The organism is Agrobacterium sp. 6Ca8 (assembly GCF_055382765.1).
The window spans coordinates 1,711,727-1,726,773 of record NZ_AP026434.1; the positions used below are offsets into that span (position 1 = coordinate 1,711,727).

14 protein-coding genes are annotated in these 15,047 nt (G+C 57.7%); 6 read left to right on the plus strand and 8 right to left on the minus strand.

The window, feature by feature from the left end; genetic code table 11:
* Genes oppB through ACZ5A6_RS21950 form a run of 3 tightly spaced genes read left to right on the plus strand, consistent with a single transcriptional unit; the run spans nucleotide 1 to nucleotide 3,659 of the window.
* Nucleotides 1-924: an oligopeptide ABC transporter permease OppB gene (gene oppB, locus ACZ5A6_RS21940; protein ID WP_019566844.1), complete on the plus strand. Its 924-nt coding sequence runs from the start codon at nucleotides 1-3 to the stop codon at nucleotides 922-924.
* Nucleotides 917-2,047, plus strand: a complete 1,131-nt coding sequence (locus tag ACZ5A6_RS21945) for an ABC transporter permease (RefSeq protein ID WP_003518322.1) — start codon at nucleotides 917-919, stop codon at nucleotides 2,045-2,047. Before oppB ends, ACZ5A6_RS21945 begins: the two co-directional genes overlap by 8 nt.
* A 1-nt stretch (nucleotide 2,048) precedes the next feature.
* Complete coding sequence (locus ACZ5A6_RS21950; protein ID WP_162647927.1) at nucleotides 2,049-3,659, plus strand: ABC transporter ATP-binding protein; 1,611 nt, start codon at nucleotides 2,049-2,051, stop codon at nucleotides 3,657-3,659.
* Between the two features lie 172 nt (nucleotides 3,660-3,831).
* Here ACZ5A6_RS21950 and ACZ5A6_RS21955 read toward each other — a convergent pair whose 3' ends face one another.
* Nucleotides 3,832-4,668: a helix-turn-helix domain-containing protein gene (locus tag ACZ5A6_RS21955; protein ID WP_019566842.1), complete on the minus strand. Its 837-nt coding sequence runs from the start codon at nucleotides 4,666-4,668 to the stop codon at nucleotides 3,832-3,834.
* Nucleotides 4,669-4,803: 135 nt separating this feature from the next.
* Here ACZ5A6_RS21955 and ACZ5A6_RS21960 point away from each other — a divergent pair, with 135 nt between their 5' ends.
* Both ACZ5A6_RS21960 and ACZ5A6_RS21965 read left to right on the plus strand, forming a co-directional pair.
* Nucleotides 4,804-5,847: a fatty acid desaturase gene (locus ACZ5A6_RS21960; RefSeq protein ID WP_111800151.1), complete on the plus strand. Its 1,044-nt coding sequence runs from the start codon at nucleotides 4,804-4,806 to the stop codon at nucleotides 5,845-5,847.
* Nucleotides 5,848-5,867: 20 nt separating this feature from the next.
* Nucleotides 5,868-6,614: a phosphate/phosphite/phosphonate ABC transporter substrate-binding protein gene (locus ACZ5A6_RS21965; protein WP_035252707.1), complete on the plus strand. Its 747-nt coding sequence runs from the start codon at nucleotides 5,868-5,870 to the stop codon at nucleotides 6,612-6,614.
* A gap of 23 nt (nucleotides 6,615-6,637) precedes the next feature.
* Here ACZ5A6_RS21965 and ACZ5A6_RS21970 read toward each other — a convergent pair whose 3' ends face one another.
* The 6 genes from ACZ5A6_RS21970 to ACZ5A6_RS21995 form a co-directional block, all read right to left on the minus strand.
* A complete protein-coding gene (locus tag ACZ5A6_RS21970) occupies nucleotides 6,638-8,128 on the minus strand; it encodes an HAL/PAL/TAL family ammonia-lyase (RefSeq protein ID WP_464111407.1) in 1,491 nt (496 codons plus the stop codon).
* Nucleotides 8,129-8,207: 79 nt separating this feature from the next.
* Complete coding sequence (gene hutC / locus ACZ5A6_RS21975; RefSeq protein ID WP_076845313.1) at nucleotides 8,208-8,951, minus strand: histidine utilization repressor; 744 nt, start codon at nucleotides 8,949-8,951, stop codon at nucleotides 8,208-8,210.
* A 104-nt stretch (nucleotides 8,952-9,055) separates the two neighbouring features.
* Entirely contained in the window at nucleotides 9,056-9,970 is a 915-nt protein-coding gene (locus ACZ5A6_RS21980; RefSeq protein ID WP_003518329.1) for an ABC transporter substrate-binding protein, read from the minus strand.
* 61 nt (nucleotides 9,971-10,031) lie between these two features.
* Nucleotides 10,032-10,709 carry an ABC transporter permease gene (locus tag ACZ5A6_RS21985; RefSeq protein WP_003518330.1) on the minus strand — a complete coding sequence of 226 codons (678 nt, stop codon included), beginning with the start codon at nucleotides 10,707-10,709 and terminating at the stop codon, nucleotides 10,032-10,034.
* Nucleotides 10,706-11,356, minus strand: coding sequence for an ABC transporter permease (locus ACZ5A6_RS21990; RefSeq protein ID WP_019566836.1), 651 nt, complete (start codon nucleotides 11,354-11,356; stop codon nucleotides 10,706-10,708). The genes ACZ5A6_RS21985 and ACZ5A6_RS21990 overlap by 4 nt, the downstream gene beginning before the upstream one ends.
* Nucleotides 11,353-12,465, minus strand: coding sequence for an ABC transporter ATP-binding protein (locus ACZ5A6_RS21995; RefSeq protein WP_112155611.1), 1,113 nt, complete (start codon nucleotides 12,463-12,465; stop codon nucleotides 11,353-11,355). Before ACZ5A6_RS21995 ends, ACZ5A6_RS21990 begins: the two co-directional genes overlap by 4 nt.
* Before the next feature lie 503 nt (nucleotides 12,466-12,968).
* Between ACZ5A6_RS21995 and ACZ5A6_RS22000 the strand changes: the two genes are divergently transcribed.
* Nucleotides 12,969-13,172: a cold-shock protein gene (locus ACZ5A6_RS22000; protein WP_003518333.1), complete on the plus strand. Its 204-nt coding sequence runs from the start codon at nucleotides 12,969-12,971 to the stop codon at nucleotides 13,170-13,172.
* 61 nt (nucleotides 13,173-13,233) lie between these two features.
* On the opposite strand, the gene ACZ5A6_RS22005 is transcribed toward ACZ5A6_RS22000, so the two are convergent.
* Nucleotides 13,234-14,991, minus strand: a complete 1,758-nt coding sequence (locus tag ACZ5A6_RS22005) for a putative bifunctional diguanylate cyclase/phosphodiesterase (RefSeq protein ID WP_236763054.1) — start codon at nucleotides 14,989-14,991, stop codon at nucleotides 13,234-13,236.
* Nucleotides 14,992-15,047 lie beyond the last annotated feature (56 nt).

Genomic DNA, 15,047 nt, shown 5'->3' on the forward strand with positions numbered 1-15,047 from the left:
ATGATTTCATTTATCCTGCGCCGTTTGGCGAGCGCCGTGCCGACATTGTTCATCGTCGTCACGATTTCGTTTTTCCTGATGCGTTTCGCACCGGGCGGTCCGTTCAACCTCGAGCGGCCCCTGCCCCCGCAAACCATGGAAAACCTGATGAGAACCTATCACCTGGATGAACCATTGTGGCGCCAGTATCTCATCTATCTCGGCAACGCCGCCACCGGCGATTTCGGTCCGAGCTACATCTACAAGGACAACACCGTCGCCCAGTTGATCGGCAAAGGCCTGCCCTATTCGCTGCAGCTCGGTTGCTATGCTCTTTTGCTGGCGTTGGTCGGCGGCATTCTTGCCGGCACCTTTGCCGCACTCAGGCAGAATAGCACCTTCGATTTCTCCATCATGTCCATCTCGACCATCGGCATCACCGTGCCGAACTTCGTCGTCGCACCTGTCCTCACGCTTATCTTCGCCGTCTTACTGGGGCTTCTGCCCGCAGGTAGCTGGGGTGACGGGTCGCTACGCTATCTCATTCTTCCGATGATCGCGCTCGCCTTGCCGCAGCTCGCGGTCATCGCGCGTCTGACGCGCGGTGCAATGATCGAGGCTCTGCGCATGGACCATATCCGCACCGCCAGGGCCTATGGCCTCCCGTCTCGCAGCGTCGTGGTGATTCACGCCATGCGCGCGGCGATGCTGCCGGTCGTTTCATATCTTGCTCCTTGCGCCGCAGCGCTGCTGACGGGCTCGGCGGTCATCGAGACGATCTTCACCATTCCCGGTGTCGGCCGCTATTTCGTTCTTGGCGCCATCAATCGTGACTACACGCTGGTCATGGGAACGGTCGTTCTCATCGCCATTTTCGTCATCCTGTTCAATCTCGTGGTCGATATTCTCTACGGCCTGCTCGATCCGAGGGTCAGACATGACTGATATCTCCGGCAATATCGCCCCTCAGCCATCGGTGAAAAGCCGAAGCCTGTTCCAGCTTGCAGCCCTGCGTTTCAGACGAAACAAGGCCGCCATGGCTGGCTCCATCATGCTTGTGCTGATCACACTTTTCTCGTTTATCGGCCCGCATTTCCTTTCACACACCTATGATCAGGTGTTTTCGTCCTATGTCTCCGTCGCGCCAAGCCTCGAGCCGCGCCCGGACGTGAACAACCTCCAGAGCGTCATGGAAGGTGTGGCAGGCCGTGCGCGCGTCGAACTGAAGGAGTTTGCCGTCGAAGGGCAGACCTTCACGGCAACGGTTACCTCCAGCAGCCCGATTGACCCGCGCACGACACGTTATTTCGACCGCGCCAACGAATTCGAAAACACGAAAGTCGTTGCTACGGAAGATGATGGTCGAACGCTGAAGTTGGAAGGCGATGTCAATCGCGAATACTTCTTCTTCGGTACAGATTCAAACGGTCGCGACATGCTGGCTCGCGTAATGCTGGGCGGCCAGATCTCCATTGCAGTCGGCGTTCTCGCCAGCCTCGTTTCGCTCGGCATCGGCGTGCTTTACGGCGCTACGGCGGGTTACATCGGCGGGCGCGTCGACAATGTAATGATGCGTTTCGTCGAGATCCTCTATTCGCTGCCCTTCGTCTTCCTGGTCGTGGTTCTCGTGGTTTTCTTCGGGCGTAGCTTCATCCTGATCTTCCTTGTCATTGGCGCAGTGGAGTGGCTGGATATGGCGCGTATCGTGCGTGGCCAGACGCTTGCCTTGAAACGGCGGGAATTTGTGGCGGCAGCTCAGGCCTTGGGTTTGAGCGACTGGCAGATCATCCGCCGTCACATCATCCCCAACACCATCGGTCCCGTGGTCGTGTTCGTGACGGTCGTTGTCCCGAAGGTCATACTTCTTGAAAGCTTCCTCTCCTTTCTCGGCCTTGGCGTTCAGGCGCCACTCACGAGCTGGGGTGCGCTCATTTCCGAAGGCGCCAACAATATTCAGTCGGCTCCGTGGCTGCTGATATTCCCGGCAATCTTCTTCGTGCTAACGCTTTTTTCGCTGAACTTCGTAGGCGACGGATTGCGTGATGCACTCGATCCCAAGGATCGTTGACATGAATACGACATCCGAAAACATACTCACCGTCCGCAATCTCAAGGTCGATTTTGCCACGCCAGACGGCACGGTCAACGCCGTCAAAGGTGTCGATCTCCACGTAAAGCAGGGTGAAACGCTCGCTGTCGTCGGGGAATCCGGCTCCGGCAAAAGCCAGACCATGATGGGCATCATGGGCCTCTTGGCTTCCAACGGCGTCATTCAAGGCTCGGCGCAATATCGTGGACGCGAGTTGGTAGGATTGCCGGTCAACGAGCTGAACAAAATCCGTGGCGCGAAAATCACCATGATTTTCCAGGAGCCGATGACTTCGCTCGATCCGCTTTACAGGATCGGCGCGCAGATCGCCGAGCCAATCGTGCATCACCGGGGCGGCAGCAAGAAGGAAGCGAGGGCGCGCGTTCTCGAACTTCTGAAACTTGTCGGTATTCCGGACCCGGAGCGGCGCATCGACAGCTACCCGCATGAGCTTTCAGGCGGCCAGCGCCAACGCGTCATGATCGCGATGGCGCTGGCAAACGAGCCGGATATTCTGATCGCGGATGAGCCAACCACCGCGCTCGACGTGACAATCCAGGCGCAGATCCTCGATCTTCTGAAGTCGTTGCAGCAGCGCTTCGGCATGGCCGTGGTGCTGATAACGCACGATCTCGGTGTCGTCAGGCATTTTGCCGATCGTGTTGCAGTTATGCGCCGAGGCGAGATCGTTGAAACCGGTCCGACGGAAGAGATCTTCGAGCGCCCGCAGGCGGACTATACGAGGATGCTTCTCGATGCCGAACCCAGCGGCCACAAGCCGCCGGTTGGCAAAGAAGCGCCGGTCGTTCTCTCTGGCCAGAACGTCACGATCGATTATGTGATCCCGGGCGGCTTCCTGTCGAAGTCACGGGCTTTCAGGGCCGTGGACAGCGTTAATGTCAGCCTTCATCAAGGGCAGACCATCGGCATCGTCGGTGAATCCGGATCAGGCAAGTCCACGCTCGGTCGCGCGCTTCTGCGCCTTGTCACTGCAGAGGGCCGCATTTTCTTCGGCAAGACGGAAATCACCGGACTTGGCCGAACGGCAATGAGGCCATTGCGGCGGCAGCTGCAGCTTGTGTTCCAGGATCCGTATGGATCTCTTTCGCCAAGGCAGACTGTTGGAGAGATCATCACTGAGGGTCTCTTTGTGCACGACCCACAGCTCAGCCGCGCGCAGCGCGACGAGCGAGCAATAGAAGCGCTGAAAGAAGTCGGCCTCGATCCCGCCGCCCGCAACCGCTACCCGCACGAGTTTTCAGGCGGGCAACGTCAGCGTATCGCAATTGCCCGCGCGATCATCCTCAAGCCAGATGTCGTCATTCTCGATGAACCTACATCTGCGCTGGACCGATCCATTCAAGGACAAGTTATCGATCTCTTGCGTAATTTGCAGAAAACGCACAACCTTTCCTACATCTTCATCAGCCACGACCTCTCTGTCATCAAAGCCATTTCGGATTATGTCATCGTGATGAGAAACGGGAAGATTGTCGAAGAGGGAGAAACGGACGCGATATTCGAGCGGCCGGCGGCTGAATATACCAAAACACTGATCAAATCCGCGTTTTCGGCCGAAGTAACATCATAGATTACAGCCCGGCACTGCCGGGCCTTTTCTGGCCCCGTTACAAAAGATCCGGTTTGTGGAGGAGGTCGTTATTTCGCGGCCATGGCGGCCTTCCTCTCCTGTTCAATCCCGACCATGTCGTCACGTAGCAAACCGGTTCGATGATGTGCGAAAGCTGGTACCCGTCACAGGACTAAGCGACTTCCAAATTCATCACAAAATCCGCGGTTTCATGGGCATGAATGCGGGTAAAACGTATCAGCTCGTCGAAGTGACGTTGCATCTTACGGATGGCTTCAGCGTTGTTGAGCACAAGATACATGGCGCCGACGAAAAGTGCTGCCCGTTGCGAACCGAAGATCGTATAGGGCACGGAAAAGCGTTCTTTTTCATTGAACAGAAACAGCCGGAATGATGGGTATAGCTCGCTGATAAGTCCCGACATATGTTTGAGTTGTTCGGCACGTGTCTCGCGGTCCAAACCGCTCCACATACCGCGCCCCTGCGCAAAAGCTTCCAGCGTTTCGAGCGGCATGCAAACTTCCATGTCGGTACCAGGCTGGCGATTATAATCGAGTCGAAACGCCGTTTCGCTGGCCTGCGCCATCACACTCTGATGCGCGCCCATGGCCTCGAAAGCGATGATCTCGGGTGTGCGAAGCAGATCGGGAATGCGTGCCGGAACATAACGGATTTTGGTGCCTGCCGCTTCCGCATGCCACTTCATCAACAGCGTATCCGTATAATCAGCGCCGCCCTCCTCGATCTCGAAACTTGGCCGCAATTCCCCCATCAACCCCTGATCATGGGAAAGACCGAGTAGCCAATCGAGCGAGACGGAATGTCGCTCGGCGATATTCAGCAGCGTCTCCACACGCGGAAGCCGCGCCGAATCACCGGAAAGCAATTGCGAAAGTGCTGATCGATCAATGCCAATGGCGGCGGCAAAAGACGCCTGGCTGTCTTCTGACCTGTTCACCAGCTGGATCAGGCGGGCACGAAACAATTCTGCGAGCGCGCGCTTGTCCATAATTCACCCGTTTGTTTATAATTATCACCATAATGCTTAAACTGTTATCAAAATCAACAGTTGGTCACCATAAACCCGTTGTGGCTGGCTGAGACTGGTGCGACCCTGCGGTGACAGGGGCATCAAGAGTATGAAATGACAGACATATTGGCAAAGAAGACGGCGCGGCTGACTGGCGTGCGCCGCAGAAGAACGCGTGACCGAATTGAATGGCCAACAGTCTCGCTGTTGGCGGTCTGTTACGGTCTCTGGATTTTCGCGGGATATTTTCTGTATCCGTTGTTTCCAATCGTTTCTCTGGTGCTCATGGGCATTGCAGTTGCCCTGCACTCCTCGCTCCAGCACGAGGTTCTGCATGGGCACCCCACGCGCAATGCACGACTGAACGAAGCTTTGGTCTTTCTGCCGCTCGGGATTTTCTACCCCTATCGCAGTTACAAGCGCACGCATCTGCAACACCATGCAGACGAGCGTCTGACCGACCCATTCGACGATCCGGAAAGCTATTACCGGGCCATGGGCGACTGGCAAAAGATGCCGTCGTTCCTCAAGGTCCTGCTGGGATGGAACAATACGTTCATCGGGCGTCTGGTCATCGGTCCTCCGCTGATGGTTGTTGGTTTCACGATATCCGAATGGCGCAAGATCGCGCAGGGTGATCGGCGGGTGATCTATGCCTGGACCCTGCATCTGGCCGGACTTGTTCCGACACTGCTGGTCATATCCCTGATTTTCGGCGTTCCAATCTGGCTCTATGTCAGTGTGGCGGCCTATCTGGGCATATCCATCATTGCCATTCGCTCCTACTGCGAACATCAATGGTCCGAACAGCCGGATGGGAGAACGATCATTGTTGAAAACTCCATCCTGGCTCCACTGTTTCTCTATAACAACCTGCATTTCGTGCATCACAAAATGCCGACAGCCGCCTGGTATAAATTGCCCTCCCTCTACAGCGAGAGGCGGGCGGAGTGGCAGAAGATGAATGACGGATATGTGTTCAGCAATTATTTCGAGGTGTTCCGCGCTTTCGCCTTCAAGGCCAAGGAACCGGTAGCGCATCCTGTCTTGAGACGGGACGAGCAAGTTTTAATCGCGTCACCCGTCGTGCCTGCCGCTCTGATTTTTTCTGACCATGCGATGCAGGAACAAGACGTGAGACTGGAAATTCCATCGTGACATGGATCGCGGCACTGCCAATGTATGACTGGCCCGAACTGCGCAATGAGACGGACAGGCTGTGGGCCGATATGCGCACCCGTTTTTTAGCAGAGGGTATCGACGCTCCCAAAGGCCTCACCAGACGCAACGGCGATATGCCGGCGGTTCCGGGAGGTATTCGTGGAAAGGACGGCGCCATCATTGCCGCAGACCCTGCCACGCTCGATCCCGATGCATTGGATCTTGCGGTGCTCTGGCGGCATCCGGCTCTGCTGATCTCCGGCACCTGCTGGGGGCCAATGGAGTTTGGCCTGCAGGATCATGTGCAGGTGATTGGACAGAGCGATTATAATGGCATCAAGGGTGGTGCAGGCGAGTTCTATTCCAGCGCCATCATTGCCCGCATAGCCGACGGTGGAGAGGGTGCAGAACCTTCGAAAACCGGTGAGGCCGCTTTGCCGAAAGGATTTCTTAGCGGGAAAATACTGGCATTCAACGAGCACAAGTCATTATCCGGCTATCTCAGCTTGAAACGCGATCTGGAAGCAGAAGGCGCGGGCCTCGATCTGTTTGAAAATTGTCTCGAAACCGGTGCGCACCGCGCTTCCGTCATCGCAGTGGCCGAGGGCCGGGCGGACATTGCCGCGATCGACTGCAAATCCTGGATGCTTGCGCAACGGCATGAACCGGCCGCCCGGAGCCTCCACGTTATCGGCTGGACTGCACGGCGCAAAGGCCTGCCCTTCATCCGCGCCAAGGGTATCGATCTGCCTTTCACCATGTAAGGCACGAGCCTCACGGCCTTCAATCACATATCCGGTGGCGAGAAATCACGCAGGAGCAGCCTTGCCTTTTCCATGTCCGAAGACAGAGGCCGGTCATCCGAATAGGGCTGGAGGTGCTCGCGAAGCAGATTGTAGACCGCATTTGTTCCGGCTGCCCGCCCGGCAACATTTTCCAGGAAATCATGGGCCTGCACCCCGGCCATCCATTCGATGGCCAGAATATATTCGGCATTGTCGAGAACCGCGAGCAGCTTGTTGGCGGCTGCCGTGGGATGAGAGAGAAAATCCTCCTGCAATCCCGATGTCAGCCCTCCATCTGTGGAGGCAGGCGCGGAAAGACGTCTGCTATCGCCGACAAGGGCTGCGGCCGTATATTGCGCGATCATGAAACCTGAATGGCTTCCGGCATCGGTCGCCAGAAATGGCGGCAGACCACTCACCAGAGGATTGACCAGCCTGTCGATACGGCGCTCGCTCGTGGAGGCAATCTGTGCAATGGCGATGGCGAGACTGTCTGCCGCCTGCCCCAATGCCGGGGCAACGGCATGGGCCTCCGACGAGACGATGGGCTGCTCGGGCGTGCCAAGGATCGCGGGATTGTCGGTGACGGAGGCGAGCTCTCGGTCAACGATGGAGGCGCAGGCATCGAAGATGTCGCGTGCAGCACCATGCGCATGCGGCACGGCACGTAGGCTTAGCGCGTCCTGTGTCCGCCTGCCATGAGCGGCGGCAACCAGCCCACTGCCTTCAAGCCGGGATCGCAGAGCAGCCCCGACGGCCGCGATTCCCTTCGAGGGACGCAGCGCGAGAACCGTCTCGTCAAAAGCGTCGATCTGGCAGCCTGCTGCTTCAAGCGTCAGCGCCGCTATGGCATCGGCCCAATCTAGCAGGTGATTGGCCCGCGCGAGTGCCATGCAGGAAAGACCGGTCGCACAGGCTGTACCATTGACGAGGCTCAGCCCTTCCTTGGCACCCAGCACGATGGGTTGAAGGCCCATTGCCGCCAGGGCATCCCGTCCACTCATAACGCGCCCGCCGAGCCGGGCCTGGCCCTCTCCGATCAGAACAAGCGCAACATGCGCGTTGTGCACCAGATAGCCCGCCGATCCGCGGGACGGCACGTCGGGAATACAATCCTGTTCCAGAAACGTCGACAGATGCGAGACGATCTCGCGTCGGACACCGGAGTGCCCATGGGCGAAATTGGCGATCTGCGCCGCCATGATTGCCCGAACTTCGCGAGGATCCAACAACGGGCCGACACCGCAGGCATGGCTGAGAATAATGGAGCGCGAAAGCCGACCCTGCGCGGTGCGATCCACCACAGTGTCCGACAGTGCACCGACCCCGGTATTGATGCCATAGGCACGCACACCGCTTTCGACGATGCTGTCAACGATCTGGCTCGCCCGGTCAATCCGCAGATAGGCCGCGTCTGACACACGCAGTGCCTCGCCCTTGCCGATATGGGCCACATCGCGCCAACTCAATCCATCATCCAGTAGAACAGTCATGACGTTTTCCTATGATGCAGAAACGGCTGCGAGGAGCGGGAATTTTCCATCTTGAATACTGCCGGCGTTGGCCCGTGTCTCAATTACTGCTGTAAAGACGATAGCGGCTGCCGGGATAAAGGAGGCGGACGGAAGACACGATCCCCTTTGTCGACCATGTGCGACGACGCACGAGCAGGCATGGTTCCGTCTTGGAAATCGCCAGCAGCTTGCACTCCCAGGGCTGTGCGCTGACCGCCTCGATATGCTGCTCGGCTTTCACGATCGGTGCCACTCGCGTGAGATAACCGTTGGGTGTTACGAGGTTGAAATCCTGTTTGATGTAATCGGGCGCGCAGTCCGAATTGACGAAACGATCCTCGATTTGCATCGGCACGCCGTCTTCCGCATGCACAATGATCGAGTGCGCAGCAAGGCTGCCCGCCGGAACAGCGAGCGCTTCGGCAAGATCTGGATCGCAGGTTTCGATTTGAAGAAGTATGACCCGCGCGCTGTGAACACCGCCGTTGCGTGTTATTTCTTCGGCAATGTTGGGTACGCTCTGGAACTGCGATGTGCGCTTCTTGGACGCAACGAACGAACCTTTGCCGCGTACACGCACCACAAGCCCTTCGTCGGCCAGCTCACGCAAAGCGCGGTTGGCCGTCATACGGCTGACACCGAGAATATCGACCAGTTCGTTTTCCGATGGAACACGTTGACCGATCTTCCACTCACCCGCCTCGACGCGACTGCGGACATAGTCTTTCAGCTTTACATAGAGCGGTGAACTCTGGTCTTCGGTGCCCTGCGCGTCACGAGCGTCCTCAGATATCGGCGGCATCACTTCCCGGAAAATCTTTCTGTCGTGATCCATAGCTATGACGTCACCAATACGCAGGGTTGTCGGCAAAGGGCGGGGCAATGCCACGCCCTTTGCCGATGGATTCAGTTCAATTTGTGTTCGGCCAGCCAGTCGCCCGCCACGACATCGAAACTGTCGTGATTGGCCAGACGACCGTTCATAACGACGAGATCTTTCGTCGTCAGGGCGGCAGAAACAGCATCGAGAGTGCTTGTCACAACGTCGCTAACTTTCGGTGTGGCAATCACTGGTACGATGTTCTGGGCGGGAAAGAGGTTCTTGACGTCTTCAAGCACGATGAGATCGTTTGCAGCGATGGCCGGATCGGTCGAGAACAGGTTTGCAGCATGGACCTGACCGTTGATGAGTGCCGAAAGGGTCAGCGGGCCACCGACGTCAAGCGATTTGAACGACTGGAACTCGAGGCCATAAAGTTCCTTCAGACCGATAATGCCTTCCTTGCGCGTTTTCCATTCCGGTGGACCGCCAAGTACGAGCTGCGAGGCTACGGGTGCGAGATCGGCAATCGTCTTCAGCTTGTATTTGTCAGCGGTCGCGCGCGTCACAGCCACGCTATCGGAATCCTGTGCTGCGGAGGGTGTCAGCATCGAGACGCCTTTCGGCAGAGCCGCCTTGAGCGCTGCGGCCACATCGCTTGGCGAATGGGCCGTGGCGTTCTTGTCGAGATAGCTCAGCGTCGCACCAGCATACTCCGGCAACAGATCTATTGATCCGTCGAGCAACGCAGGGATATAGACTTCGCGGCTACCGATGCTCAACTTCGTTTCGACGGCAACACCCTTGGCGGCAAGGGCCTTGGCGTAGATCGTCGCCAGAAGCTGGCTTTCGGGGAAGTCGGCGGAACCGACGATGATTGTCGTCGTATCGGTTCTCGGAGTGGCTGGCGCGGCCAGCGGATTGCTTTGCGCCAATGCCGAAGCAGCGGAAAGTGCCATGAGCGCAAATGCGCTGGCGGCAGTGATGATCCTGAATGCCATGCGAGCTTCTCCTTTATGTTGAAACAGTCGTGGAATAGAAAACCGCGTTATTTTAGAACCTCTACCGCTTCGCTCGACGCGTCAGGCCTGGCGATACGGTGACCCTCGATATGACGCCGATGATCAGATCCACGGTCAGGGCCAACGCACCGACGAGAACGGCACCTGCGGCCATCTGATAATAATCGTTCTGCGCCCGCCCATCGATGATCAGGCGACCGAGACCACCAAGAGAAACATAAGCGGCGATGGTTGCGGTCGAGATGATCTGAAGCGTGGCGCTGCGCAGACCGGAAAAGATCAATGGCAGAGCGCAGGGCAGTTCCACATCGAACAGAATATCGAGCGGACGTTTCCCCATGCCTCTTGCAGCGTCCACCGCAGCGGGATCCACCGCCGCGATACCGGCGTAACTGCCAGTCATGATCGGCGGCACGGCCAGAAGCACGAGCACGATAAGGCTGGGTACGATAAAAGCCATATCGGATGCGAAAACGGGGCCAAAAACAATCACAAGAAGTGCGATTAGGCCGAGGCTTGGAAGGGAGCGTAGCGCATTTGCAAGACCCGCGATGAAGACGACACCGCGTCCCGTGTGCCCCACATAAAGCCCAACCGGCAAGCCAATCAGACAGGCGAGAAAAAGGGCCGCAAAGCTATAAGCCAGATGCTGACCGACGAGAACGATGACACCATCACTCCCTGTCCAGTGAGCTGGATCGCTAAACCATTCGATCATCGCGCCGCACTCCCAGGCTGCCACGGCGTCAGGCGGCGTGAAATGAACAGAACAAGCCCGTCCAGCAAGGCTGCAAGAAGCACGCAGAGTACGATGCCTGCTATGATCGGCGTCAGGAACCGCAGTTGAAGCCCCTGCGTGAAGAGCAGACCAAGTTGCGGCGTTCCAACCAGTGCCGCTACGGAAACGATGCTGACATTTGAAACCACGGCCACACGCAATCCGGCGGCAATCACAGGAACGGCGAGCGGTAGCTCCACCATCACCAGACGCGCAACCTGTCTGTAGCCCATGGCATTGGCCGCCTGGAGGACGTCTGGCGAAACCGATTCCAAACCATCGTTCACTGTTCGCACCAGAAGCGCCAACGCGTAGATCGTCAGCGCGACGACGACGTTTAGCGGATCGAGTATACGGGTGCCGAGCACCAGCGGCAGCAGTACGAACAGCGCAAGCGACGGAATTGTGTAAAGAAGTCCGGCAACCCCCAGCAGGGTCGACCGGAATAAACCGGCCCGCTGCGCAATCCAACCGAGCGGCAGGGCAAGAAGCAGGCCGATCACCACCGGGATGACCGAAAGGCCGAGATGCCAGATAAAAAGCTCGAAAATCCGCCCGGATTCCCGGTAGAGCCAATCAAACCTCATGGCTGACCTCCGAAGCGACCGACCCGCGCGGCTTCGATGGCTTTGGCGACATCAGAGAGTGTGACGGTGCCGACAAGCTGGCCCGTTGACCCTACGATGACCCCGCGGCCGGAGGGCGAACTCAACGCTGCATCGAGCACATGGCGCAAACTGCTGCCTTCCGGCGCCAGCGTACCACTGAGATTGAGATCTCCCTGACGCAGTGGTTGCCTGAGACCCTGCGCATCGGCCCATCCGATCGGACGATGTTCGGCGTCAGTCACCAGAACCCAGCGATCCGTTGCAACGCCACGAAGGCTGTCCGGTGTTGCGCCGAGCAAGGCTGTCGGCTCCGCACCGAGAGGGACTGCTCCGTCAAATTCTGCAAAACTCAGGAAGCGATACCCTCTGTCCCGGCCGATAAAGTCCGCCACGAAGGCATCTGCCGGGCGCGCCAGCAATTCCTCTGGAGTGGCGATCTGCGCAAGCGTTCCGCCGGCACGCAAAACAGCAACCTGATCGCCAAGCTTCAACGCTTCGTCAATATCATGGGTTACCATGATGATGGTCTTGCCAATCTCACGCTGCAAGCGAAGAAATTCGTCCTGCAACTGTGTGCGAACGACGGGATCGACAGCACTGAAGGGTTCGTCCATCAGCATGAATTTGGGATCGGAAGCGAGTGCACGTGCAACGCCGACGCGTTGCTGCTGGCCACCCGAAAGCTGCCATGGATAGCGATCGGCAAAGGCGGCGGTCAGCCCTACACGCTCAAGCAACTCATGCGCCGTGCGCAGTGCTTTTTCCTTCGGCGCTCCGTTTAGCCGCGCAGTGGTCGCTATGTTCTGAACAACGGTGCGATGGGGGAAAAGCCCGGCATGCTGGATGACATAACCGATACGACGACGCAGCAGTGCCACGTCCATGCCATCTGTCGGTTCGCCGTCAAGAAGGATCGAACCGGACGATTGTACGATCAACCTGTTGATCATCCGCAAGGATGTGGTTTTGCCGCAACCCGAAGGGCCGACGAACACGGTCAGTTTGCCGTTTGGCGCCGTCAGGGACAAACCGTTTACGGCAGTAGCCGCGCCCGCATATTGCTTGGTGACGTTGTCGAAGACGATCATGCAAATCTCTCCTGCGCTCTGTCTGCGCCTTCAGGCTCGGCAACTGTGATGACTGCCTAGGTTGTCTATACAAGCACGCAAATAGCGTATCCGCAAGATAGATCGATGAAAATATCCGCAACCCTGGAAATGACTAAACTTTAAGCATTTTGACCGCTATAGAGACGCTGTATGCACATAGAGCAAGCGGTCTCGGCGGCCGCAACTCTCTACGCCTTCAAACTGCGCTGCTTTTCCGATCAAGATCAGGCCCGCTCAACGCGACAAATTTGTTCATAAGCAACTCGTTGCTTCGATTTTTGTGCGCGGGAGCAGAATGGAAATACGAATTAATTCGTGCTGAAATTCAAAAGATCGCGCGCTGATCGTGACTGAGACCGCAAAACAGGCGTTTTTGAAAACCACTCATCCACGGCGACTTGTCTCGAGAAGGCCATAAAGCCTTGTGGCCACCGCCATCGAACAATAGTATTACCGCGTCGTATTCAATTAACGAGGATAACATGGCAACAGGTACCGTCAAATTTTTCGCACAGGACAAGGGCTTCGGCTTCATCACACCGGACAACGGCGGCCCGGACGTCTTCGTCCACATCTCCGCCGTAGGGTTTGGTGGTTCTCTTCAGGATGGCCAGAAGGTCAGCTACGATGTTGGACAGGACCGCAAGACTGGAAAGTCCAAGGCCGAGAACGTCAGCCTCATCTGATCAGCGTCTCTTGGCTCCGCGATTACTCGCGGGGCCAAATCGGTCCTTACTCCCGCTGACGTTAGGCTGTTTCCATCCCGTCGCTCCCAATCCGTGCCAAGCCGGCTGCAAAAACTTCGGCGTCGATGGGACGGCCGAAAAGGTAGCCTTGGCCGACCGGACAGCCCATTTCGCGAAGCATTTTGCGCTGGGCCTCGGTCTCCACGCCTTCTGCAACCACAGTTAACCCAAGGGCGCGTCCAAGATCGATAACGGCCTGGACAATCACCCTTCTGGACGGCCTCGTTGCGAGTTCGCTTATAAAGGCGCGGTCTATCTTGATCTCGGTAACCGGAAAGGTTTCGAGCGAGCGCAGGTTCGAATAGCCTGTGCCGAAGTCATCGACGGAAAGGCCGACGCCGCTCTGTCGCAGCCGCTGAAATGCGTCCATCACGCCGGGTGTATCGCTGAGGAACATGCTTTCGGTGATCTCAAGCGTCAACCATGCCGGGTCGGCCTTGGTCAGGCACAGGACCCGATCCAGCATTTCGGCCATGTCATGCTGCAGGAACTCCCCGGCGGATACATTCACCGCAAAGCGCAAAGCCTTGTCGCGATGCGCGTTAATGCGCCGTGCATAAGCCGCGACGGTCGTCAGACTTCGTTCGGTCAGATCAAGCAGCAGACCTGATCGCTCGGCAGTCTCGACGAAACTTCCGGGGAGCTGGCTGCCAAACAGAGGATGATTCCAGCGTATCAAAGCTTCCGCACCCACCCACTCGCCGGTTGCAAGGTCTACCTGGGGTTGGAAGTGATACACAAATTCATCATTTGCGACCGCGACCTTCAATTCGCGAGTCATTCGCACGCGTCGGCTTGCCTGTTCGTGATCCGATTCTCGAAACCGTCGCGGACCACCCAGAGGGGCGGACTTGGCGGCCCACAGGGCGATGCCGGCATTGCGGATCAGCGAAATGGGTCTCGCCCGAGGCTGGCCCACCGCATAGCCGACGGCGAAACGCAGTGAGACACTTGCACCTCGCACGACGAAGTCAGCGGCAAGCGAAGCGGATACCGCTGCCACGATAGTGTCCGCACTTGATCCATCCGTGAGCTCAAAAGCCAAAGCGAACTCATTGGCGCCCATGCGTCCCACCTGGGCAGCGCCCACGTCCCGCAGCCGCCGCCCGGTTTCATAAAGCAGGGCATCCCCGACTTCGAAACCGTATCCCGTGTTGAAATCGTGAAAACCGATCACATCCAGCTTCACGACCAAGGGCGTCGCTTTGGCATTGGTTGCGAAACGCTCCTCGGTAGCCAGGATAAATGCTTGACGGTTCAGGCAACCCGTGGTCGCGTCGAGGTTCGCGACACGATCCAGCGCGGTGTGCGCCTGGCGAATCGCCGAGACGTCGCGCAGTATGCCGACGTAGAATAGTTCTTCGCCCACCCAGGCAGGCCGGAGACTGAGACTGTTCCAGAACGCCGCCCCGTCCTTTCGATAGTTACGCAGCGTTGAGTCCAGAGGCTCCGCCGCCTCGATCGCAGCGCGAATGTGGACGACCTCTTGTTGGTCGCGCTCGTTGCCCTGCAAATAGCGGCAATCTTTCCCGACGACCTCGTTCCGAGCGTAGCCAGTCAGATGCTCGAAGGCCTTATTGACATAGAGCAAGGGCGAACTGGCGCCCAAACGCTGTGCGATCGCGATCCCATCGGTTAGTTCTTCGACCAGCGTCGCAAGAATTGGCCTGATAGCGTCGGAGCTGAGAAGCGCATTGTCCGACATGACCGGCGCGGGCTGCATGAGGTGCGACTGCATGCGTTTTTCGAATTCTTCCATGACAAGAACCATGGACGGCGAACACGGACGGGGCAACCCGCAGCCGAGGCGGTTCC